The 19,962-nt window shown below is 69.1% G+C and carries 20 protein-coding genes; 12 read left to right on the top strand and 8 right to left on the bottom strand.

Features of this window, described 5'->3' with window-relative positions:
- Window positions 1–289 precede the first annotated feature (289 nt).
- Window positions 290–916 carry a ClpP family protease gene (locus ACWDX9_RS44625; RefSeq protein WP_449965966.1) on the top strand — a complete coding sequence of 209 codons (627 nt, stop codon included), beginning with the start codon at window positions 290–292 and terminating at the stop codon, window positions 914–916.
- Entirely contained in the window at window positions 913–1,503 is a 591-nt protein-coding gene (locus ACWDX9_RS44620; RefSeq protein ID WP_192787173.1) for a ClpP family protease, read from the top strand. The genes ACWDX9_RS44625 and ACWDX9_RS44620 overlap by 4 nt, the downstream gene beginning before the upstream one ends.
- A gap of 25 nt (window positions 1,504–1,528) precedes the next feature.
- On the opposite strand, the gene ACWDX9_RS44615 is transcribed toward ACWDX9_RS44620, so the two are convergent.
- Window positions 1,529–1,903 carry a helix-turn-helix domain-containing protein gene (locus ACWDX9_RS44615; protein ID WP_449965964.1) on the bottom strand — a complete coding sequence of 125 codons (375 nt, stop codon included), beginning with the start codon at window positions 1,901–1,903 and terminating at the stop codon, window positions 1,529–1,531.
- A 579-nt stretch (window positions 1,904–2,482) separates the two neighbouring features.
- Between ACWDX9_RS44615 and ACWDX9_RS44610 the strand changes: the two genes are divergently transcribed.
- The 8 genes from ACWDX9_RS44610 (at window position 2,483) to ACWDX9_RS44575 (ending at window position 14,987) form a co-directional block, all read left to right on the top strand.
- Window positions 2,483–3,352 (top strand): tyrosine-type recombinase/integrase, encoded by an 870-nt coding sequence (locus ACWDX9_RS44610; RefSeq protein WP_449965962.1) that lies wholly within the window; start codon window positions 2,483–2,485, stop codon window positions 3,350–3,352.
- Window positions 3,280–3,699, top strand: a complete 420-nt coding sequence (locus tag ACWDX9_RS44605) for a tyrosine-type recombinase/integrase (RefSeq protein WP_449965969.1) — start codon at window positions 3,280–3,282, stop codon at window positions 3,697–3,699. Before ACWDX9_RS44610 ends, ACWDX9_RS44605 begins: the two co-directional genes overlap by 73 nt.
- 281 nt (window positions 3,700–3,980) lie before the next feature.
- A complete protein-coding gene (locus ACWDX9_RS44600; RefSeq protein WP_449965959.1) occupies window positions 3,981–5,507 on the top strand; it encodes a TIGR02677 family protein in 1,527 nt (508 codons plus the stop codon).
- On the top strand, window positions 5,488–6,684 hold the full coding sequence (locus tag ACWDX9_RS44595; RefSeq protein WP_449965956.1) for a TIGR02678 family protein: 1,197 nt from the start codon (window positions 5,488–5,490) through the stop codon (window positions 6,682–6,684). Before ACWDX9_RS44600 ends, ACWDX9_RS44595 begins: the two co-directional genes overlap by 20 nt.
- A complete protein-coding gene (locus tag ACWDX9_RS44590) occupies window positions 6,681–10,682 on the top strand; it encodes a TIGR02680 family protein (RefSeq protein ID WP_449965953.1) in 4,002 nt (1,333 codons plus the stop codon). The genes ACWDX9_RS44595 and ACWDX9_RS44590 overlap by 4 nt, the downstream gene beginning before the upstream one ends.
- Complete coding sequence (locus tag ACWDX9_RS44585) at window positions 10,676–11,896, top strand: TIGR02679 family protein (protein WP_449965951.1); 1,221 nt, start codon at window positions 10,676–10,678, stop codon at window positions 11,894–11,896. The genes ACWDX9_RS44590 and ACWDX9_RS44585 overlap by 7 nt, the downstream gene beginning before the upstream one ends.
- 646 nt (window positions 11,897–12,542) lie before the next feature.
- Entirely contained in the window at window positions 12,543–13,601 is a 1,059-nt protein-coding gene (locus tag ACWDX9_RS44580; RefSeq protein ID WP_449965948.1) for an LLM class flavin-dependent oxidoreductase, read from the top strand.
- Window positions 13,602–13,787: 186 nt separating this feature from the next.
- Complete coding sequence (locus ACWDX9_RS44575; protein WP_449965945.1) at window positions 13,788–14,987, top strand: vanadium-dependent haloperoxidase; 1,200 nt, start codon at window positions 13,788–13,790, stop codon at window positions 14,985–14,987.
- A 127-nt stretch (window positions 14,988–15,114) separates the two neighbouring features.
- On the opposite strand, the gene ACWDX9_RS44570 is transcribed toward ACWDX9_RS44575, so the two are convergent.
- Window positions 15,115–15,291 (bottom strand): hypothetical protein, encoded by a 177-nt coding sequence (locus ACWDX9_RS44570; RefSeq protein ID WP_449965943.1) that lies wholly within the window; start codon window positions 15,289–15,291, stop codon window positions 15,115–15,117.
- Between the two features lies 1 nt (window position 15,292).
- Between ACWDX9_RS44570 and ACWDX9_RS44565 the strand changes: the two genes are divergently transcribed.
- Window positions 15,293–15,448 (top strand): hypothetical protein, encoded by a 156-nt coding sequence (locus ACWDX9_RS44565; RefSeq protein WP_449965941.1) that lies wholly within the window; start codon window positions 15,293–15,295, stop codon window positions 15,446–15,448.
- A complete protein-coding gene (locus ACWDX9_RS44560; protein ID WP_449965938.1) occupies window positions 15,418–15,918 on the top strand; it encodes a sulfotransferase domain-containing protein in 501 nt (166 codons plus the stop codon). The genes ACWDX9_RS44565 and ACWDX9_RS44560 overlap by 31 nt, the downstream gene beginning before the upstream one ends.
- Here ACWDX9_RS44560 and ACWDX9_RS44555 read toward each other — a convergent pair whose 3' ends face one another.
- From ACWDX9_RS44555 to ACWDX9_RS44530, 6 genes are all read right to left on the bottom strand, one after another.
- Window positions 15,919–16,818, bottom strand: a complete 900-nt coding sequence (locus tag ACWDX9_RS44555) for a hypothetical protein (protein ID WP_449965935.1) — start codon at window positions 16,816–16,818, stop codon at window positions 15,919–15,921.
- A gap of 77 nt (window positions 16,819–16,895) precedes the next feature.
- Window positions 16,896–17,111, bottom strand: coding sequence for a hypothetical protein (locus tag ACWDX9_RS44550; protein ID WP_363983560.1), 216 nt, complete (start codon window positions 17,109–17,111; stop codon window positions 16,896–16,898).
- A 15-nt stretch (window positions 17,112–17,126) separates the two neighbouring features.
- Complete coding sequence (locus tag ACWDX9_RS44545; RefSeq protein WP_449965931.1) at window positions 17,127–17,825, bottom strand: ABC transporter ATP-binding protein; 699 nt, start codon at window positions 17,823–17,825, stop codon at window positions 17,127–17,129.
- A complete protein-coding gene (locus ACWDX9_RS44540) occupies window positions 17,801–18,625 on the bottom strand; it encodes an ABC transporter permease (protein ID WP_449965929.1) in 825 nt (274 codons plus the stop codon). Before ACWDX9_RS44540 ends, ACWDX9_RS44545 begins: the two co-directional genes overlap by 25 nt.
- Window positions 18,625–19,677 carry an ABC transporter substrate-binding protein gene (locus ACWDX9_RS44535; RefSeq protein ID WP_449965926.1) on the bottom strand — a complete coding sequence of 351 codons (1,053 nt, stop codon included), beginning with the start codon at window positions 19,675–19,677 and terminating at the stop codon, window positions 18,625–18,627. Before ACWDX9_RS44535 ends, ACWDX9_RS44540 begins: the two co-directional genes overlap by 1 nt.
- A gap of 13 nt (window positions 19,678–19,690) precedes the next feature.
- Window positions 19,691–19,962: GNAT family N-acetyltransferase (locus ACWDX9_RS44530; protein ID WP_449965924.1), on the bottom strand; the 272-nt coding region annotated here is incomplete at its 5' end.

Below are 19,962 nucleotides of genomic sequence, written 5' to 3'. Positions count from 1 at the left end.
CCGAGTAGTCCTTCAACGCCATCGGCGGTCTTCTCGCTTCCTCCAGATCAAGCAAGATCCAGTATCAGCGTGTCCACTAACCAGGGGGAAGTGCCCGCTGTCCATGCCGAGCGAATGCTCAGGTGCCCATCCGGAAACCGGCTCCTGACCAGATGCGCCCTGAAGCCGACCCGAGTGCCCTGCGGAGCGTGACCATATGCCCCTGCTCAGGAGGTCACGCTGCTCAGAGCAGATCTGCCGCAGGCGGATCGTGTCGACGCCGATGCGAATCGCCTCACATGATGGACGCATGAGCGAAGAATCGAAACTTCCCCTGTTCAACCAGCGGATGAGACGCGAGCTTTACGAGCAGCGTGTTCTCGTTCTCGACGGCCCTCTCGACGACGACAACGGGACACTGCTGGCCACGCAACTGATAGCACTCGCCACCCAGGACGCGTCGACCGATATCGCATTGTGGATTCACTCCCCGGGCGGCTCGGTCCCCTCGATGCTGGCGATTCGCGACATCATTCGCCTCATTCCCTGTGACGTATCGACCCTCGTGCTGGGCATCGCTTACAGCGCCGGGCAATTCCTGCTGTCGTCGGGGGCCCGAGGCAAGCGCCGCGCCCTGCCGCACGCACGCGTCCTGATGCACCAGGGATCGGCGGGAATCGGTGGCACCGCGGTCGACATCGAACTGCAGGCCGGCGACCTCCGGCATACTCGCGACACGGTGCTCGGTCTTATCGCCGACGACACGGGCCAGCCCGTCGAGCGCATATTCGAGGATTCTCTGCACGATCGTTGGTACACAGCGCAAGAGGCGCTCGACTACGGTTTCATAGATGCGATCGTGCAGACCTTCGACGAAGTCACGCCTCACAATCGCCCGCGGCCCGGATTCGGCGTCACCGAAGGAGTCGGCAAGTGACCACATATACGATACCGAACGTCATCGCGCAGAATCCTCGAGGCGAGCGGATCATGGATGTCTACTCGCACCTGCTCACCGAGCGAATCGTTTATCTGGGCACCGCGATCGACGCGGGCGTCGCCAACGCGCTCATCGCGCAGCTGATTTTTCTGGAGTCGGACAACCCCGATGCCGAAATACAGTTCTATATCAACTGCGAAGGTGGTGATCCGAGTGCGATGCTCGCGATATACGACACCATGCGCCATATCCGCCCGCGGGTTTCGACAACCTGCGTCGGACAAGCCGTCGCGGTCGGTGCCGTCCTTCTCGCCGCGGGTGCCGAGGGAAAACGTGCCGCTCTCCCCCACGCACGCGTGATCCTGCACCAACCAGCCGCTCAGGGGCGCGGAACCATCCCCGACCTCATCTTGCAGGCCGACGAGGTTGTACGAGTCCGGGCAGACATCGAGCGCATCCTGTCACGGCACACCGGCCAGACGATCGAGACCCTACGCGCCGACACCGATCACGATCGCGTGTTCACCGCGACCGCGGCCTTGGAGTACGGGCTCCTCGATCAGATCATCGAGGAGCACTCATAGGCCCGCGAACAACCCCGGCAAGCCGCTAAGCGGCCAGAGCATACGCCGCCGAGCAGACAGCACCCGTCGACCCGCTGGGCTGAGCAGACCGCAAACTCTCTGCGACAGCAAGAGTCAGATCGACCAGGGTCACATCCAGCGCGCCGGCGACCGCGGCGATCATTTCACTCGACGGCTCTTTGACGCCTCTTTCCATCTCGGAGAGATATTGCGGCGAGACTCCGGCGCGACCCGCCGTCTCACTCAACTTCTCGCCCCGCTGTTGACGAAGGTCCCTCAGACACTCACCGAGCACCTGCCGCCACAGCGGCTCGCGAGCCGGAGAGGGCTTGAGGGCGGTCCGATCGATCGCTGGACGTAGCGGCGAGATGGAAGATGGCTGCGGGATGGAGGAGGCCATACTCCACACCATAGGTAGACAGCGCTGTCGAGTTCCGCCGGCTTCGCGCAGAGCGGAACCAGTCCCTGCCTCCTCCGTTCGGCCTCAGGCGCACCTGCCGCTCACCACGGGGTCACCGCGGCGGCGAGCGCTCGGGTGACGTTGGTGACCAGCCACACGAGCAGGGCGCGCACCGTACTCGGCGCAGCGAGATCAGGCCGGCGATGTGGGCTTGGGCGGGTCGTCTGGGTGGTTCGCAGCGGTGAGGTCCGGGTGGCCGTCGCACAGGGCGTGGCCTGCCTGGGCCAGCCGAGCACGCCGCCGCTGGTGTAAGGCGGCAAGCCCCTCCCACACCCGGCAGACCCTCGTCACAGTCCTGCATCCAGCGACGTGACGGCGCGTTCACGACGGGGCCGGTTCGTCGAGCCCCACGTATTTCGGCCACTCGCCCTGAGGTCGTCCCTGATCGAGTGCAAGTCCTAGCCGGCGCGTCTGTCGTCACACACCGTGGGGGTGGAGGTGGGACCGATGGCAAAGACTCGTGTGCAGGTCAGCAGGCGATGCGGCTGTGTGGATGCGGAGACGGGACGTCAGCGAGGCGTGACGTGTCCGCGTCTGCCGGTAGATGACGATCACGGCAGCTGGTATTTCGCGGTCCAGGTACGCGGCCTGGACGGGCAGCGGCAGCGCGTCCGCCAAGGCGGTTACGACGACCCCGAGGAAGCGCAGGCGGCAGGCCGAGCCTTGGCCGCTGCCGACCGCGACGGCGCAGGGGCCGGATGCACCCTCGGACAGTGGCCGGCACGCTGGCCGGCCACCAAGGAGGCCCTGCGTCCGTCGACCCGACAGGGCTACGCCACGCACATCCGTCTCTACCTCATCCCACAGCTGGGACGGATCCTGCTCCACCAACTCACCTCCCGCGACGTCAACGTACTGCACGCGACGCTCACGTCCCGTCCCTCGCCGACCGATCGCCGACTGTCACCCGCTACCGTGGTGCGGACCCACGCCACCTCGCGGACCGCGCTGAACGCGGCGGTGCGTGCCCGGCTGATCCGGGTCAACCCGTCCAACGGAGCCGAACTCCCCCATCCCCGCCGACCGCATCCAGTCATCTGGACCGCCGGACGGACCGCCCGGTGGCAGCAAACAGGAGAACGTCCGGCGGTAGCGGTCTGGACCGAACAACAGCTCGCGGCATTCCTGACCGGCATCGCGCAGGACCGCCTGTACGCCGCCTGGTGGCCGGCCGCGCTACGCGGCCAGCGCCGCGGTGAGCTGGCCGGGCTACGCTGGACGGACGTCGACCTGCAGGCCGCGGAGCTGACGGTGACGCAGCAGCGAGTGCACGCCGACGGCCACGTCGTGGTCGGGCCGCCGAAAAGCGCCGCCAGCTGCCGGGAGGCGGCCCTGGACGCGCAGACCGTGCGGATGCTGACCGGCACCGCGAGCGGCAACAGGAGCTGAGCGCGACAGCTGGAACACACTGGCGGGACTCGGGATACGTGTTCACCACCGCGACGGGTGCGGCTCTGCGGCCGGACTACCTCACCGGCCGATTCCGCCGGCTGGTGGCCGCCTCAGGCTTGCCACCGGTCCGGCTGCACGAGCTGCGCCATGGCGCCGCCACGCCGGCGCTGGCCGCGCACACCGATCTGAAGGTGGTGCAGGCGATGCTGGGGCACGCCAGCATCGTGCTGACCGCCGATACGTATGTCTCGGTGATGCCGGAGGTGGCCCACAAAGCTGCCCAACAGACGGCGGGGCTGGTGCTGAACGCCGCGTCCGCGCTGGGGCGGCCGCTCGGCGGCTGACTCAGCTTTGCCTCACATTTGCCCCACGCCACCATCGAGCGTGACCGCGGTGCGAGTTCCCGCAGGTGGAGAAGCGCGCCCTGCAGGATTCGAACCTGCGACCGTCGGATTAGAAGCGAGCGCGGCATCCGTGCGCACCGCATGTGCCCAGGTCACACTACTGCCATCGACTACGTGCGCTCCGCGATCCGACTGTGGAGTGGAACTCGGCCACAAAGCTCCCACATCAAGCGCCAATTAACCCCAGGCACAGCCAGGTGGCGGCATACTTACATATTGTCATGCCTCATACGCGTACACAGGTTTTCGCTCATCTCGGCACTCCCACCGCTCCGCTCTATCGCCGGATCATGAATGTCTTCATGACGAACAAGCGGCGGTTCGTGGTACATCTCCGGCCGGAGGACGTGGCCGAGGCGCTTCGCGGCGATGGCGGCGAGCCCGTCGGCCAGGAGCAGGTGGACGGCGCGCTGAGCAGCCTGCGCGAATGGGGCAACCTTCGAGCCGATCCCGACACAGGACGAGTCACCACGGTCGAGGACTTCTATCGGGCCCGTTTTCTGTACCAGCTCAGCAAGGACGGTGAGGCGGCCGAGCGCGCTCTGGAGGTCTTCGAGCGAGAGCTAGGGCGCAGAGGCGAATTGCAGGCGGTGGCCCTGGAGGATATTCGCGTTCGTCTACATGCTCTCGCCCGTGTGGATGGACGATCGCCGGATCCGGCGATCGTCCACAACCTTCTCCTGGAGATCATGAGCAGGCTCGACAGCCTGGCGGCCAACGCCATCGCGTTCATGGGCGGTCTGCAACGCACCATCGACCTTCATGACATCGAAGAAGAGGCGTTCCTGGCCTACAAGGACAGGCTGATCTCCTACCTGGAACGTTTCGTCTCGGAACTCGTCGTCAAATCGTTCGATATAGCCGACAAAATCCGTGGTCTTACCGAAATCGACGACCTGCTCAGGCTCGCAGCGGCGCGGGAGGCAGCCGACGTGGCGCCGGGCGGAAACGACGAGCCGGGTCACGTGCTGGAGACGAAGCTTGCCGAGTGGGGCGACCGCTGGTCCGGGCTGCGGTCATGGTTCGTCGGTGACCGGGTTCGTCCGTGTCAGGCGGATCTGTTGCGTACGCGGGCCAGACAGGCCATCCCGGATCTGCTCGCCACGATCAGTGTGCTGCACGAGCGTCGCGCCGGCCGCAGCGACCGTTCGACCGACTTCAGGACGTTGGCCCGCTGGTTCGCCCAATGTCCGACCGACGGCGACGCTCATCGGCTGTGGCGGGCCGCCTTCGGGCTGACCTCCGCGCGGCACCTTACGGTGGAGGCCGAACCGGCGGAGGACGTATCAGGAACCATCAGCTGGCTGGAGGCGCCCCAGGCGGAGATCTCGGTGCGGCTGCGGGCCACCGGCAGCTACGCCAAACGCGGCGCTCCCAGCAAGGTCGTCGATCGGAGCCGGCAACGCGAGCAACTGGCGGCGTTCGTGGCCGCCGAGCGCGAGCAAGCCGAGCTGGCGCGTAAACGGCTGGCGACGGGCCGCACTGTGCTGCTCAGTGAAATCGGGGAACTGGATCCGGCCGAGTTCCGACTGCTGCTCAGATTGCTCCGTGAGGCACTGGCCCTGGGCCCGGGCGAGGTGCGCACCAGGACCGCTGACGGCGCCCTGGAGATCCGCATGCGGCCAGTGGACGGATACGCCGAGATCCGTACTGAGGCGGGCGTGCTGCGCGGACCCGACTACGAGGTCGTGATCACGGATGTGACGAAGCCCCGGGAGGTGACCGCGGATGGCGGGCGAGCTACGTGACTTCCAGGATGCCCAGCGTGAGGACGAGCGCCGCAAGGCCGTACGCGCCCTGCTGCGACGGCCGCTGCTCACTCCCGGCGATGCGGACTATCGACTGGTGCGCAAACACCAAGGCTGGCTGGCCGACTGGTTCGCCCGCGAGGCCGGCTGGACGTTGCACGCCGACACGGCTGTGGCGCGACTGCGGAAGATTCCGGCCCGTCACAGCGACGGCACCCGGGCCGCCCAGGCAAAGGGAAAGGTGCCCTTCAGCCGCCGCCGGTATGTGCTGGCCTGCCTGGCACTGGCCGCGCTTGAGCGTGCCGAGAGCCAGGTGACGTTGGGCTGGCTGGCCGAACGGCTGCTCGCGTTCGCCGCGGATCCGGAGCTGGCCGAGGCAGGGATGGTGTTCACCCTGGGCACCAGAGAAGAGCGCGCCGACCTGGCGGCGGTGGCCAGTCTGCTCATCGGCACGGGCATCCTGGCCAAGGTCGCCGGCGACGAGTCGGCCTACATCAGCGGATCGGGTGACGCGCTCTACGATGTGCACCGCCGCGTGCTCGCCGTGCTCCTCGCCACGCGGCGCGGTCCTTCCATGGTGACGGCCACCGCCCTCGACAAGCGGCTCGCGGCCATCAACGAGGAACTGGTCCCCGACACCGAGGACGGCCGCAACCGCATGATCCGCCATTCCCTGACCCGCAGGTTGCTGGACGACCCCGTGCTCTACTACTGGGAACTGACCGACGCCGAACGCGCCTACCTGGAACGGCAACGCGGCCCGATGCTCAAACGGATCACCGAGGCCACGGGCTTCGTGGCCGAGGTCAGGGCCGAGGGCATCGCCTTGCTGGATCCCACACGCGAGGCCACGGATCTCGGCATGCCCGAGGAAGGGACCGATGGTCACGCCACGCTGCTGCTCGCCGAACACCTGGCGGGACTGCTCCGCATGTACCCGGATCAACCGGTGGAACTGGATGATCTGCGAGCGCACATGATCCAGTTGGCCGAACGGCATCGCGGCCTGTGGCGCAAGAATGTCTCCGTGCCCGACCTGACCATGGGCGCCATGCATCGTCTGGAGGCCCTCGGGCTGATTCGGGTGCACGACAAGGGGATCACCCCTCTTCCCGCGCTGGCCCGCTTCGGCTTCGGCGACACGGTTGTCACAGGAAGCGGAAAGAACGACGAATGAGCCTGCCCACCGCCGCCACCGCCCGCTGGCAGCCGCTGCGTACGGGCCTGGTGGACCTGTTCTACTACGACGACCAGGAGTTCTGGTTCCGTGACGGCCGGATCATGTTTCTCGGCAACAACGGCACGGGCAAGTCGAAAGTGCTGGCCCTGACGCTGCCGTTCCTCCTCGATGGCGAACTCTCACCCAGCCGGGTCGAGCCCGACGGCGACCCCGGCAAGCGCATGGAGTGGAACCTGCTGCTGGGAGGCCGCTACGAGGAGCGGCTCGGCTATGCCTGGCTGGAGTTCGGCCGCGTCACCGAGGAAGGCAAGCCCGCCTATGTCACCGTGGGGTGTGGGCTGAAGGCCGTCAAGGGCAGAGGGATCGCCGACCGCTGGTTCTTCCTGACCTCCCAACGCGTGGGCGAGGACCTTTTCCTCATCGGCAAAAACGGGACGACGCTCAGCCGCGACCGGCTCATCGAGGCGATCGGCCTCTCCGGCCAGGTGGCCCAGACGGCCGAGGGATATCGCAGACTGCTCGATGAGCATCTTTTCCACCTGGGCCTCGAACGCTACGAGGCGCTGGTCAACCTCCTCATCCAGCTCCGCCAGCCGCAACTGTCCAAGCGCCCGGACGAGAAGAAGCTGTCGGCCGCCCTGTCGCAGGCACTCGCCCCGGTCGATCAGGCGCTGATCTCTGACGTCGCCGGCGCGTTCCACGATCTGGAACAGCAGAAGGAGGAACTGAGCGGGCTCCGGGACACCCGCGAGCACGTGCGCCGCTTCCTGACGCGCTACCAGCGCTACGCCGCGGTGGCGGCGCGTCGGCAGGGTGGCGCGCTGCGGTCGGCGCATTCCGCCTACGAGCACGTCAACCGTGACCTGAGCACGGTAGCGGACCAGATCGAGCGGGCGACGCGGACCGAGGCCGAGGTGGCGGCGCGGGCCGAAAGCGCGCAGAACGAACTGGCCGAGCAGCAGGCCGTCCGCGAAGAGCTCGCGGGAGATTCGCGCATCAAGGACCTGGACGCCGCCGAGCGCTACGCCGAGGAGGCGGACAAGGCGTTGGCGGCCGACGTAGAGGCGGCCGAACGCGCCCAGGTCATCGCCGCGGCCAGGAAGGCCAAGCACGAAGAGGCCGCCGCCGCGGCCGAGATCAGCCGGCAGAACGTGGTCACGCACGAGAACCGCGCCGCCCCGCTCGCCGAGCGCACCGGACTCGCGGCTCCGCACGCGACCCTGCTGGCCAGTTTCGGCGAGGAGCCCGCGGAGGACGGCATTCGCGCGGCCATGGACTCGCGTGGCGAAGCTCTCGCGCACGTCACCCGGTTGGCCCAGACCGCAGCCGCGCGAGAGCGCGATCTCGTCCAGGCCAGAACCACGCTGACCAAGCGGGAGTCCGAGCGCGACCAGGCCGCCGACCGGCTGGCCACCGCCCAGCAGACCCTGACCTCCGCCGTGTCCGACCACCTCACCGCGTGGCGCAGGTACGGCCTCGGTCTACGCGAGTTGGCACTGCCGGATCCGGAGGAGTACGGCCTGGCCGCATGGGCCGACACCCTGTCGGGTCCGCATCCGGGAGAACGGGCGCTGCACGAGGCCGCGCGGCGGGCCGGCCAGGCTCTGGCACGCGAGCAGGCCGCGGCGGTGGCCGGCCGAGACGGGGCCGCCGCCGCCCTGGCCGAGCTGGAGGCGGAGCGCGATCGGCTGGCGGCAGGTGAACTGGCCCGGCCACGCGTACCGCACACGAGAGGAGAAGGCGTCCGGGACAGGCGGCCCGGCGCGCCGCTGTGGGCGCTGGCCGACTTCCGCGACGACATCGACGGACGATCCCGCGCGGGTCTGGAGGCGGCGCTGGAATCCTCGGGCCTGCTGGACGCCTGGGTCACCCCGGATGGGCGGCTGCTCTCAGCGGGAACCCATGATGTGATCGCGCTGCCGGGCGAACGGGCCGCCCGACCGCTGAGCGAGGCTCTGGTATCCGCAGACACGATGGCGCGGGCTGTGCTGGACACCATCGGCCTGGAGGAGCAACCAGGCCCGTACGTGTGCGCAGACGGCAGGTGGCGACTCGGCCCCCTACACGGCGCCTGGGCCAAACCGAGCGCCGAATACATCGGCGCGGCCGCCCGCGAAGAGGCCAGACAGCGGCGGCTCGCCGAACTCGCCGAGCTCATCGGGGAAGCCGAGCGGCTCTTCGCACGTGCCCAGGCGGCCGTCGACCGACTGGCCGCCCGCGAGGAGACCCTGGCGGGTGAGTCGGCCGGGCATCCGCACGACACCGAGCTACGAGACGCGCACACCTACGCCGCGACGGCCGCGGACCGTCACCAGGACGCCGTCCGGACAGTGGAGGAACAGGCCGAAGAGGTGCGCTGGGCCGCGGACGACCTGGCCACGGCCGTGGAGGAACGCGACCGGGCAGCCGCAGACACTTCCCTCCCCGCTACAGTGACCGACCTGGCGGGGGTCGAGAAGGCACTGATGGCATACCGGCAGGTGATCACCGAATTGCTCGCCGCCGTCCGCGTACATGCGGGAAAGCTGTCCGAGGCGAACATCTGGTCCGCCGAGGTTGACGCGGCCGACGAGGACGTGCGCCGGGCGCACGACCGCGAGCGCCAGGCCCGGCGACGGGCAGCCGAGGAACACGCACGGCTGGCAACCCTGCAGGCCGCCATCGGAGTCTCGGTAGAGCAGCTCAAAGCCCGTCTCACCGACACCAAGACGCGGATCGCCACGTTGACCGCCGAGCTCAAGAACCTGGACAAGGACCACAGGCAGGCGGTGGAGCAGCGCGCGCGAGCCGAGGGCAAGCAGGACCAGCTCAGGACCGACCTGGTCGCGAGCGTGGAACGGCGCGAAAGTGCCATCACATCGCTGCGGCGCTTCGCCGAGACGGGCCTGCTCGACATCGCGTGCGAAGTGGAGCACTCCGGCTCCTGGGCACCCGACCCGGCGGTACGGCTGGCACGCCGGATCGAGCAGTTGCTGTCCGACGTCGACGACTCCGACGACGCCTGGCACCGGATTCAGGATGAGATCACCCGCCGCTACAGCGAACTTGCTGAGGCGCTCACGCGGCATGGTCACCATGCCGTGGCCGGGTTGTCCGACTGGTTCGTGGTGACCATTCAGTTCCAGGGCAGAGAACGGCCACCAAGCGAGCTGACCAGACTGCTCGACGCCGAGGTCGACTACCGGGAGCGCACGCTCACCGCCCGGCAACGCGAGATCGTTGAGGAACATCTGGTCAACGATGTGGCCGCGCATCTGCAGCAGCTCATCGCCGACGCCGAGGAGCAGGTAGGCCAGATGAATCGCGAGCTGGAGGAGCGGCCGACCTCGACCGGCATGAGGCTGCGGATGTCGTGGGTACCGGCCAAGGAGGCACCCGCCGGCCTGGCCGAGGCCCGGGCCAGACTGTTGCGTCAGGGGGCGGATCTGTGGTCTCCTGCCGATCGCACCGCCGTCGCCGACTTTCTCCAGGCCCAGATCGAGGCCGAACGACGTGAGAACGAGCATGGCACCTGGGCCGAACATCTGCGCCGGGCCCTGGACTATCGGGCCTGGCACACGTTCCTGATCGAGCGCTACCAGGACGGCCGCTGGCGGCCCGCGGCCGGGCCCGCCTCCGGGGGCGAGCGGGTGCTCACCGTCTCGCTGCCGCTGTTCGCCGCCGCGTCATCGCACTACCGCTCCGCGCACCCCTGGGCGCCTCGCCTGGTGACGCTTGATGAGGCCTTCGCCGGAGTGGACGACGACGCCCGGGCCAAGTGCCTGGGCCTCCTGACGACGTTCGACCTCGACGTGGCGATGACCAGCGAACGGGAATGGGGCTTCTACCCCACGGTGCCCGGGATCGCCACCCACCAGCTGGTGCGCCGCGACGGTATCGACGCGGTCCACGTCACCACGTGGGAGTGGGACGGCGCGAAGGCGGAGCAGGTGGAACGGACCGCGACGAGCCGCCGTCCCAGCAATCCGGTCCAGCCCGAAGACGGCCTGTGGTAAAGGATTCGGTACGGCTGCGCCGTACCCTCGGCACGCCGGAGCTCAGCCGGCTGATCTCGCGGCTCGCTGCCCGGGTCGAGCAGGACAAGGAGCTCTACGCGCCCGTTGTGCTCGTGCAGCCGTCCGACGAGGAACGCAGAGCGGTGGAGCGGCTCCTCGGGCGCCGTGCCCGGCAGGGAACGGCCAGACTCAGCATCAGCCCACAGGCGATCGAATCCGCTCTCCGCCTGGCGGGAGTCTGCGACAACCTCCGCGAAGCGGTGGACCACCTCGTGGGCCCGATCTCCATCCGCTCCCACGAGCGGGCCCGCGAGGAGGAGGCACGGGCGGCGCTGCTGGCCACGCTGTCGGGATGCCGCCACGCAGCCGAACCATGGTTCGCCGAGTGGCTGAACGACATCTCTTCCGATGGAACGTTGACCAGGGCAATTCGCCAGGGCGGCGAACCGGCAAAGGGGGCACGGGCCGTCCTGGACATCCTCCCGGCCGACGCCAAGCCGATCAGTGTGCTCGCGGAGCAGGTCACCGGCGACACCAAGGCGCTGTCCGGAACGCCGCTGGCCAGGCTCGTCCTGCGGGCGCTCGCCGCGCGAGCGGGCGAGCCGATGCCGGCCTCGGCGGCGCAACGCCGGGCGCTGTGGGAGTCCGCGGGCGTGATCGTCGATGATCTGGCCAGCCAGGTGCTGGTGCTGGGGCTCAGCGCGACCGGTTCGCCACTCGGGGACTGGCTCACGGCGGCGGCCAAGCACGCCACACCGTTCCGCGTGACGTTGCACCAGCTGGTCACCATGCCCATCCGCATCACCTCGCCCGTCGTGTTCGTGTGCGAGAACCCCGCCGTCCTCCGGGCCGCCGCGGGCGTCGCGGAGGCGGCGCTGGTCTGCACCGAGGGAATTCCCTCCATCGCCTGTCATCGGCTGCTCGCCGCCTGCGCCGACCGGCAGGTGTGGTGGCGCGGGGACTTCGACTGGACGGGATTGCGGACCACGACGGAGGCGGTCGGCCGGTACGGAGCCACTCCATGGCGCATGGACGTGGCGACCTACGAGCGACTGTTGGGTGGCGGGGATTCTGAGCCGTTGCGCGGCAGCCCGGCGGGCAGTCCTTGGGATCCTGATCTTGCTATGCGGATGAGGAGCAGTGGGCGGGCGGTCATGGAGGAACGGCTCATCGACGAGTTGGTCCGCGACCTGCGGACGACAGGCGCTCAGTGAGCGGCTCCTCGATGCCGTGACGTTTCCCATGTGGGGCCGGATCGGCCGCCGCGAGGTCTGTCCGACGATGGCCAAGGGCTTCGTCGGGTCTGCGTCTGGATGCCGCTGGTTCAGGGCCTGGTGGGGGCAAAGACACGTGTGCAGGTCAGCAGGCGATGCGGTTGTGTGGATGCGGAGACGGAACGTCAGCGAGGGGTGACGTGTCCGCGTCTGCCGGTGGATGACGAGTCGGTGTCGCGGCAGTTCTCCACGCTGAGGTGCTGCGGGTTGAAGGGAGCCCTGGCCTTCTTCGCCGAGCCAGCCGCGGGCTGCGGTCAAGTCGCCGGCCGGGATCAGCACTGCTGGCCTGGCACCGCAGACTCATGGCCAAGAAGTGGGACTACAGCAATCGTCGCCGTCCCGGACGGCCACCCACCGCGGCATCGGACAGTTGTCCCCAGCGCAAGCCGAAACAGGACCGCCAACGCCCAGCGATGTGGCCAACCACCGAGTCCACCGCAGAGCCATCCTGGGCGGCCTCATCATCCTATTTTGAGCTCCACAGGAGTATCGAAGCACCTCGAAACTATTTATACTTTACCTACATGAAGAGTAGGTTTTGAAGGGTGATCTGGGTCATCGGACCACCGAACAGGAAGACCGAGTGATGAATCTCCAGTTCCTCTGGTACATCCCGAACCAAGCGCAGCCCGGGCACCGCGGCGACGACGTCGTCGAGAACCACAACAGCCTGGAGACCCTCACCAGCCATGCCCAGGCCCTCGAGGAGCACGGGTGGGGCGGGGCGCTCATCGGCGCCGGCTGGGGACGGCCCGACACCTTCACGGTCGCCACCGCGCTGGCCGCGCGGACCACGACGTTCCAGCCCCTGATCGCGGTCCGGCCCGGCTACTGGCATCCGGCCAAGTTCGCCTCCGCCGCCGCCACCCTGGACCACCTCACCGGCGGGCGAGTGCTGATCAACATCGTGTCGGGCAAGGACAACCTCGCCGCGTACGGCGACAGCGAAGGCGACCAGGCGCACCGCTACGCCCGCACCAAAGAGTTCCTCCAGATCGTGCGCAAGCTGTGGACCGAGGAAAACGTCACCTACCACGGCCAGCACTTCAGCGTCACCGGCTCCACCGTGGCGCCGCGAACGGTCGTCCGGGGCGAACGCAAGCACCCCAGGCTCTACTTCGGCGGTGCCTCCGAAGCCGCCGAGAAGGTGGCCGCCGCCGAGGCCGACGTCCAGCTCTTCTGGGGCGAGCCACTGGATGGCGTCGCCGAGCGGATCGACCGGCTCAAACACCTCAGCGAGAAGCTGGGACGCGAACACCCTCCGCTGGAGTTCGGACTGCGGATCACCACGCTGGTGCGCGACACCACCGAACAGGCCTGGGCCGACGCCGAGGCCAAGGTCGAGGAGATGGCGAACGGCGGCATCTCGCGTGACCCGAACCGGTTCACCGCCGTCGGTCAGCAGCGGCTGCTCGACCTTGCAGCGCGAGGAGAGGTGCTCGACGACAACCTCTACACCACTCCCGGCAAGTTCGGCGGCGGCGGCGCGGGCACGACCTGGCTGGTCGGCTCGGCCGAGGACGTGGCGAAGTCGCTGCGCAAGTACCAGGCACTCGGCATCACCCACTTCGTGCTCTCCGACACTCCCTATCTGCCAGAGATCAAGCGCCAGGGCGACCGGCTCCTACCGCTGTTGCGCGGATGAGCGCCGATGCCTGATGCCACAGCCGAATGCACAGACCGACCTTGTCCCTCTGCCGCTCTGAAAGGACGCCTCGCTTTGTCAACGCCTTCATCCCGCACGCGGTTAACGCCTTCATCCCGCACGCGAACGCAATCGCACCGGCTGCGCTCCGCCGTCACGGTGGCCGTGCTCGCCACCAGCACGGCCTTGAGCGGCGCAGCCGCCTCCGCGTCGACAGCGCGGACATCGGGCCCGGCCGACGTCGACGTGGCGGTGGAATGGTACGACGTCACCGCCGACACCATTGCCGCCGCCGGCTCTTCCACGCAGGTCACCAATAGCCGCACGTGGGCGATCAGCTGGTTGTCCGCCGCCCGTGCCGTGCGATCCGGCCCCCGCCAGCGCGCCTTCCAGGACGCCGCGCTCGCCTCCGCGGTCCGCACCTCACTCGTGGCCCTGGTCCCGGCCCGCACCGCCGAGCTCGACGCGGCGTTCGCGGCGACGCTGGCGCGCATCCCCGCCGGCCCGTCCAAGGATCGTGGCGTGGCGGCCGGAGCCGAGAAGGCGACGGCGCTGCTCACCGAACGGACCGGTGACGGCCTGGACCCGGCGTCGGTCAACCCGCCGTACCCGGTCCCGCAAGCCGCACCCGGGGTCTGGCAACCCACGCCGCAGGCTTTCGGGCCGGCCCTCCAGGCGGGCACGAGGTTTGCCAGACCGTTCCTTCTGGGCCGCGCCGACCGGTTCCGACCGGGGCCTCCTCCCGAACTCGGCTCTCCGGAATATCGGGCCGACCTTGAGGAGGTACGCGACTACGGCGCGGCGAACAGTAGCGCGCGCACGCAGGCCCAGACGGACATCGCGCAGTTCTGGCTGGGGTCCTCACTGACCATCTACAACGGCGTCCTGCGTGCCGCCGTCGTCCAGTCCCGCCTGCCGGCGCCGAGGAAGGCCGAGCTCGTCGCGCTCTTCCACGTCGCTCTGGTGGACACCCAGATTGCCACCTCGGATAGCAAGTACACCTATGTGAGCTGGCGCCCGGTCACCGCGCTTCGCGCCGCCGACACCGGCCACCCCTCCATCCCTTCGGATCCGGCCTGGACACCGCTGTACACGACGCCGTCGCACCCCGACTACCCGAGCGGCCACAACACCTACTCCGGCGCCGCCGAGCAGGTGCTGACCTCACTGGTCGGCTCCCACTCCCGCGAACCGTTCGAGCTCACCAGCCCGACCGCGCCCGGGGTCACTCGCACCTACACCACGTGGAAGGTCCTGACCGACGAGAACGTCGACGCCCGGGTCTGGTCGGGCATCCACACCCGCTCCGCCGACCAGGCCGGGGTGACACTGGGCCGCCGGGTCGCGTCCTACGCTCTACGTCACGCCGCACGACTGTTCTCGTAGGTCGCACCAGGAAGACCACTGAAGATCCTCGTCTGGCCCCGTTCCTTCTGGGACGGGGTCAGACAGCGGTCGCGGCCGGCCACGACAGCCGTCGCTCTCGGCCTCCGCCACGCGGCGACCTTTGAGATCACAGATGGCGGTACGCGGCGCCGGGATGGGTATCGGGCAGCCGGTGTATCCCGGGGCCGAGCAGCCGTTCGCGCAGCGTACCGTCGTCGCACGAGGTCCGGTAGCGGCCGCGCCGCTGGAGCTCGGGAACCACGAGCTCGACGAAGTCCTCCGCCATCCCCGGCGTCAGGCTCATCGTGACACTGCGCGACCCGGTCGAGCGGACCCACTCCAACTGGACCCACCTGTGGTCGGCCGGGCTGGAGCCGATCGGCGACCTGGTGCGCGCGTGCGAGGCCGAACAGCGGCGCATCACCGACGGGTGGGGCACTTCTGGCACTACACCGGGCTAGGCCGGTACGGCGAACAGCTGGAGCAGCTGTTCGGCCTGTTCCCCCGCGACCAGGTGCTGATCTTCCGTTACCGGGACATCGTCGACCGGCCCGCCGCGACGATGGATCGGATCTGCGCCTTCCTCGGCGTACGCCAGGGGGTGCTCACCGAGGTTCCCCGGGAGAACGTGACGGCGCACCCGGCCGCAGGGGCCCGGCACCTCATGCTGTCCATGGTGCGCAGACGCCTGCCCGCCTCCCTCGCCGGGCCGGTCGAGGCCCTGCTTCAGCGCCGCGGCCCAGCCCGGCGCCCCTTGTCCTGGGAGCAGCGCCAGCAACTCATCCCCTACTTCGCCGACGACATCCACCTGCTCCAGCGCGTCACCGGCGAGGACTTCAGCGACTGGCTCCGCCCCCGCGAGCGCTCCGGCGGAGTGGTCGGCGTCCGTCCACCGGGGCAGCGGCAGTCACGCAACGGCCGCCGGTCCTGATCAGCGCAGTTCGGTACGCAGGTCGTGGGCGCCGTCCGGGCGGGTGAACTCGTAGTACAGCCGGACCCCGCCACCCGGCAGGTCCACGAACTCCAGATAACGCAGGCCCCGGCCGCGATGCGGCGACTCCGCCGCGGGCGCCTCGCCCAGCGCGACCAAGGCGCCCGGGTCCGTACCGACGGCGATGCCGGTACGTTCCTCGTAGTTCTCCGCCGCACTCGCCCGCCCGTCGTAGAACGCCACCACCCGGTCGTCATCGAAACGCACCGCGCTGACCCGGACGCCGCGAGCGTCCCACAGCCCGAGCCGGCCGCTCAGCGCCGTGCCATGCCAGGTCCACTTCAGGCCGTCGAGGCTGGTGGCGTAGTCGGTGACCATCTGGTCGGCCTCGTCGGGATCGACGAGCGGGTGGCAGGAGGCCCACAGGTGCCAGACGCCGTCGCGCCGTACGATCACCGTGTCCTTTACCCCGGTCTTCGGATCGCCCGGCAGGACGGTGACGCGCGAGCGCGCGTCGAACGCCGCCGGGTCGGCCGCCTCGAGCACCTCCACCCGCCAGTGCTTGGTGCCGGTGGTGGCGCAGCTCAGGTACAGCCGCCAGCGCCCGTCCGGCAGGCGTACCAGCGCGGGCCGCTCCAGCGACTCCGCCTCCATCTCCTCGCGGGTCACGGTCGTCAGCGTCTCGAAGCGCTCACCGTCCGCCGACCGCGCGACCACGACGGCGTACCCGCGCCCCTGCCCGACCGGGCGGCGCAGCCGGTAGGCGAGATAGATCAGCCCGTCCGCGGCCACCGCGCTGGGTGCGCCGGCCCAGTGCCCCTCCCCCGCGGCCGGCGGTTCGACCGCGACCACGGCGCGATCGGGGTCGGGGAGCAGGGCGGCCTTCTCGTCGATCGACATGGTCGTGAGACAAGGCGACGGCACGGGGCTGGGCACCGACGATGACCTTCCTTTGCACGTTTCCTTTGAGGCCGCCGTCACGCCTTGGCGGCATCCGTGAGCGCCACCTCCACGTCCGGGGACGGCGAGGGTGACAGCAGGTGCGGGCCGAGGGCCGACAGGTCCACGAGCTCTACCGGAGCGTCATGCTCGATGTGCCTGGTCAGCGTCTCGGCGGCATCGATGGCCACCGCCAGGGTCCTGGACCCGATGTGAGGGTTGCCGACCAAAGCCACCACGTTTCCGCCGCTCACGACGACCATCCCTCCTCATTTTGAAGGAATTTCGGCGACGCCGAGTGCCCGCAGCAGCTCGGATCGGATCTCGGTGGCACTCCGGCCGGCATCCAGCCGCTGCTCGGCGGCGATCCTGCCGTGGTCGAGCACGAGAACGCGGTCGGCCAGGGCGATCGCCTCGTCCACGTCATGGGTGACCAGCAGCACGGCGGGCCGGTGTTCCTCGTACAGACGGCGCAGCAGGCCGTGCATCTTGAGCCTGGTCAGGGCGTCGAGCGCGCCGAAGGGCTCGTCCGCGAGCAGGAGCCGGGGCTCGCGGACCAGGGAGCGTGCCAGCGCCACGCGCTGCTGCTCGCCGCCGGACAGTTCGTTGGGCCAGGCGCGTTCCCGCCCGGCCAGACCTACCTCCGCCAGGCTCTCCCGGCCGCGCTCCACGGCGCCGTCGAGTCCGAGGATCACGTTGTCGAGCACGCGCTGCCAGGGCAGCAGCCTGGCGTCTTGGAACACCACCGACACCTGCGTGGGCACCTCGACGAGACCGTCCCCGGCGACGTCTGCGTCCAGGCCCGCCAGGGCGCGCAGCAGCGTGCTCTTGCCCGACCCGCTCTGCCCGAGCAGGGCGACGAACTCGCCCGGCGCGATCTCCAGGTCCAGGCCGTCCAGGACGGCGCGATCGCCGTACACGCGGGTCAGGCCCTTGACGCGGATCAGCTGGCCAACGTCCGTCGCCACGACAGCGTCCTCCTCTCCACGAGCCGCACCCCGGCGTCGGAGAAGAGCCCGAGCAGGCCGTACAGGACGATGCCGACGAGGATCACGTCGGTCTGCCCGTACGTGCGCGCCAGGTCCATCATGTAGCCGATGCCGGTGGTGGAGTTGATGAGCTCGGCCACGACCAGGAACAGCCAGGCCGTGGTGACCGCGAAGCGCATGCCGAGCAGGAACCCCGGCAGCGCGCCCGGCAGGACCACCTTCCTGATGAACGCGCCGCGCTTGAGGTCGACGGTCTCGGCCAGTTCGACGTAGCGGCTGTCGATGCTGCGCAGCCCGTTGTGGGTGTGGATGTAGATCGGCACGAGCACGCCGAGGGCGATCATGGTGATCTTCATGCCCTCGCCGATGCCCAGCCACAGAATGAGGAGTGGCATGAGCGCGAGCGCCGGGATGGCCCGCTTGATCTGGATGGGCCCGTCGATCACGGCCTCACCCCACCGGCTCAGTCCGGAGACCAGCGCCAGCAGGGTGCCGAGCGGCACGCCGAAGGCCAGCCCCAGCAGGACGCGCTGGACGGAGGCGAGCAGATTGGCCTGCAGGCGGCCGGACTCGATCAGGTCGGCCGCGGTGGTGACTACGGTCCACGGCGCGGACAGGAAGCGCGGATCCAGCAGGCCAGTCGCCGAGGCGGCCGCCCAGAGCGCGAGGAGCAGGAGCGGGCCGACCAGGAAACCGAACCTGATCCGCGGGCCGGGCCGCAGGCGACGACGCTTGCGCGTGCGGGCGGCCACGGCCGGACGGGAGGCGACGAGCGTCATCACGCACCACCCTTGACCGCGTCCGCGCCCACCGTCTGGAAGCGCAGGTCGTACAGGTCCTGGGCCTTCAGCACCGGGTTACCGGTCTCCTTGGACAGGATATCGATGGTCTCCTGGTGCCGGGCGATGGCCTCGGACCAGTCGGCGGGGATGTCCGGCTCGCCCGCCAACTCGGCCAGGTATTTGCCGTCTTCGGCGCTGAGACCCTGGTCCTTGACGTAGTAACCGTCGATCCACTCCTCGGGGTGCTCGTAGACCCAGCGCGAGGCCCGTGCCCAGGCGGCGACATACTCGCGGATCGCAGCGGCCTTGGCCGGGTCCTGGAGCGTGACCGTCCGCACGTACAGGTGGCCCGGGTCGTCGCGGAGCCCGTGGCGGATGGTCGTGGCGCCGTCCCTGCCGAACTTGGCGGTGTAGCGCCTGATGTTCACGCCGCCGATCGGAGCCACGTCCACCTGCTTGGAGGCCAGCGCGTTGGGGTAGACATCGCCGGTGCTCGGCAGCTCGACCAGGGTGACGTCGTCCTTCGTCAGTCCGGCCTGCTTGAGGACTTTGAGCACGAGCGCGCCCTGAGCCTGGCCGGGGCTGTAGGCGATCTTCTTGCCGCGCAGGTCGGTCAGGGTCTTCACGCTCACGCCCGGCGCGATGCCGAGCTCGTACGTCGGGTGATGGAGCGGGTCCTTGCGGAACTTGGAGGCGACGATCTTCACGGGCAGGCCGGTCCAGGTGGCCTGGATGGCCGGGATCTCCGCTACCGCGCCCACGTCGAGCGCGTCGGCCCGGAACGCCTCGCTGGTCTGCGGACCGCCGCTGATGTTGGCCCACTCAATGTCGAACGAGAACTTGTCGATCTCACCGGACAGCTGCAACGCCACCTTGGTGGGCGGGTCTCCGACGATCAGCTTGGTGCCCTTGGGGACGGACGTCGGCAGCGGCGCGTCGGCAGCGAGCACCGCCGCGGAGCTCTGCTGCTCGCCGCCTCCAGCACATCCGGTCAGGACGGCCAGCAAAAGCACGGCGAGTGCGGGTCTCAGGAGAGCGGAAACAGGCATATGGCATGGCCTTTCACATGTGAAGGTGCAGATCCTTGACGAAGGCGAGCGGGCCCCGCGTGGGACGGTCGGCGACATCGAACTGCGGGTCGTAGCCACTGGCCAGATAGAGGCGCACGGCCTCCGGCTGGCGAGGCCCGGTGGTCAGGTAGATCCGGCCGTACCCGCGGCGCAGCGCTTCCCGCTCCAGCTCGCCTACGACGAGGCGGCCGAGCCCTTCGCGGCGGTGGCGCGGGTGCGTCCACACGCGCTTGACCTCCGCGGTCGCCGCGTCGTAGCGGCGGA

The organism is Nonomuraea sp. NPDC003201 (assembly GCF_053590415.1).
This window is presented reverse-complemented; position numbering and strand designations above follow the sequence as displayed.

Coding starts and splice junctions, on each gene's coding strand:
- ACWDX9_RS44625 (WP_449965966.1), top strand. CDS start 290: ATGAGCGAAGAATCGAAACTTCCCCTGTTCAACCAGCGGATGAGACGC.
- ACWDX9_RS44615 (WP_449965964.1), bottom strand. CDS start 1,903: ATGGCCTCCTCCATCCCGCAGCCATCTTCCATCTCGCCGCTACGTCCA.
- ACWDX9_RS44600 (WP_449965959.1), top strand. CDS start 3,981: ATGCCTCATACGCGTACACAGGTTTTCGCTCATCTCGGCACTCCCACC.
- ACWDX9_RS44595 (WP_449965956.1), top strand. CDS start 5,488: ATGGCGGGCGAGCTACGTGACTTCCAGGATGCCCAGCGTGAGGACGAG.
- ACWDX9_RS44590 (WP_449965953.1), top strand. CDS start 6,681: ATGAGCCTGCCCACCGCCGCCACCGCCCGCTGGCAGCCGCTGCGTACG.
- ACWDX9_RS44580 (WP_449965948.1), top strand. CDS start 12,543: ATGAATCTCCAGTTCCTCTGGTACATCCCGAACCAAGCGCAGCCCGGG.
- ACWDX9_RS44570 (WP_449965943.1), bottom strand. CDS start 15,291: ATGAGCCTGACGCCGGGGATGGCGGAGGACTTCGTCGAGCTCGTGGTT.
- ACWDX9_RS44555 (WP_449965935.1), bottom strand. CDS start 16,818: ATGTCGATCGACGAGAAGGCCGCCCTGCTCCCCGACCCCGATCGCGCC.
- ACWDX9_RS44540 (WP_449965929.1), bottom strand. CDS start 18,625: ATGACGCTCGTCGCCTCCCGTCCGGCCGTGGCCGCCCGCACGCGCAAG.
- ACWDX9_RS44535 (WP_449965926.1), bottom strand. CDS start 19,677: ATGCCTGTTTCCGCTCTCCTGAGACCCGCACTCGCCGTGCTTTTGCTG.